Source organism: Candidatus Thermoplasmatota archaeon (assembly GCA_018814355.1).
Taxonomy (GTDB): domain Archaea; phylum Thermoplasmatota; class Thermoplasmata; order UBA10834; family UBA10834; genus COMBO-56-21.
In genome coordinates this window covers 1-2,029 of sequence record JAHIZT010000091.1, presented here as the reverse complement: position 1 = coordinate 2,029, position 2,029 = coordinate 1, and the positions used below count along the sequence as shown (strand labels likewise).

2 protein-coding genes and 1 pseudogene are annotated in these 2,029 nt (G+C 58.0%); 2 read left to right on the top strand and 1 reads right to left on the bottom strand.

Annotated elements, in window-relative coordinates:
* Nucleotides 1-591 (bottom strand): pyridoxal-phosphate dependent enzyme (locus KJ653_06635; protein MBU0685503.1); only part of this gene is annotated, 591 nt, incomplete at its 3' end.
* Nucleotides 592-890: 299 nt separating this feature from the next.
* On the opposite strand from KJ653_06635, the gene KJ653_06630 reads away from it, so the two are divergent.
* On the top strand, nucleotides 891-1,622 hold the full coding sequence (locus KJ653_06630; GenBank protein MBU0685502.1) for a hypothetical protein: 732 nt from the start codon (nucleotides 891-893) through the stop codon (nucleotides 1,620-1,622).
* A 2-nt stretch (nucleotides 1,623-1,624) separates the two neighbouring features.
* Nucleotides 1,625-1,786, top strand: a pseudogene (locus KJ653_06625) (ATPase).
* Nucleotides 1,787-2,029: the final 243 nt, after the last annotated feature.

Below are 2,029 nucleotides of genomic sequence, written 5' to 3'. Positions count from 1 at the left end.
GTTCTTGCGCAGGTGCTCAAACGCCTCCTCCCGGCTGGTACACGGCACGATCTCCGCTCCGTAAGCGACCGTCTGGTACAGTTTTCCGAGGTCTATCTGGCCCGGGAGGTACGCCCTTGATCTCAAACCACCCCTTGCGCAGTAGGCGGCCAGGCTCGACGCCAGGTTGCCCGACCAGCCACACGCGGCTGCTTTGAACCCGAGCGCTTTCGCGCGGGACACGTCCACGGTCATGCCCCTGTCTATGAACGCGCCGGATGGGTTCGAGGTCTCGTCCTTGATGTACAACCGCCTGAGCCCGAGGATCTCCGCGAGCATGTTGGAGCGCAGGAGGCTCGTGTTGCCCTCGCCGAGGCTAACGATGGCGTCACTACTGATGACGGGCAGCATCTGCTGATATTTCCAGACGCCCCTGTTCCTGGAGTTCGCCATCGATTCCTTCGTGACGACCTCCTTGACTCTCTCGAGGTCCATCATTACATCGAGCCTGCCGCCGCAGCTGTTGCACACCGGAGAGGGCGAGCTGACCGCAGCCATCTTGCCGCACGCGGAGCACCTTATGCCAGAGAAGTTATGCTTGTTCCTTTTCATTCTCAATGCCCAGGCATCGGTCTGATACATAAGGATTTCCTTATCTATTGTCCGGGTCGAATGGCTTTTTCGAAGGCAGGCGTTGATAATGCCCAGCAAGGAGGCTGGATTCGCCTTGGCGAAAGGCCTCTTTTCAAGGTTCTTTCAAAGCAGATTCTGGTTCATTGGTGGCCGACGAGCACAGCGCTCGCTTGCGCAATAGGGGGCTTCTGTGACAGGCCATTATCCGCATTGATGGTCCGGGCAATGTACTTATATGCAGCACACCCCATAGTTACGCTCGACGGGTGGTGCGACACGTGAACGAGAAGGACATCCAGCTTGCACACACGGTCAGTTCTGTGATCGAGACCGACGCTGGGAGCTTAATCTACTTAGTGAACACGAAGCACACCAATCTCGTCCGTGTGAACCTCGTTCTGTTGAAGGCTTTTCTCGATGAGAAGAAGCAGAGAGGGCTGCTAATCACGATTGACAGACCACACCAGTACGTGTCTCACCTGTTGCAGCTCCACGGCGTGGACCAGACCAACCTGACTTTCCTGGACGTGATATCGAGTCACGCGGCTGACACGAAGGCCGGCGCTGTAGCCCCAGAGTTCCAGAAAGGGCCGTTCCACATCGAGACTCTTCCCGACTTCTTTCTGAAGCAGTGCTCGGACCCGCTCAGCCTGCAGATAGACATGTCCAAGGTCGACTTCGTCATCATAGACAATGTCGCGACGCTGCTGGTGTACAACACCATGGAGAGCATCAAGAATTTCTTCCAGAAGTATGTGGAGGTCTTGAAGTCGGTCCACTCGGCGGGCATCCAGACCGCACTATTGATGGACCGCGACCAACACCCTGACCTGTTCAAGTTCATAGCGGAGCTCTCAAAGAAGACTATCGAAATCGGCCCAGACATGGTAATTAGGAGGGTGAGCGTGTTGGGCGAGCCCGTGGAGTTGCCTGTTGAGACGGCGTCCCGAACATCGATCGAGATAGACAAGGTGGACAAGAGTATTATCAAAAGCAAGGATGTGATGTGAGTATGGCGCAGTCACCGTTCCCACGGATAGAGAGCGGAATACCGGGTCTTGACGAAATGATTGAAGGCGGCTTTCCGTTCCCGTCGGTCATACTCGTTGCGGGCGGTGCTGGTTCCGGCAAGACCACTTTTGCACAGAGGTTCCTGTTCGCGGGCGCCTACGGCGGCTCGAAGTCGGCAGGCCGGGACCTCTGGGGAAAGCAGTCGGGGCAGACGGTCGATCTTCGAGCCGGTCATCCGGTCGCCGGGGGCTACGCGGAGTGGAGCTACCGTGATGCGTTTCACCGCTCCCGCCTGCTGGCGACGAAGCGCGCCCTCTGGGATCGACAGGGAATCGGCCTTCGGTGGACCCGTCGGGAAACCGACGGAGCGGGCGTCGAGGGGGACATCGTCTGGGCCCGGATGCGG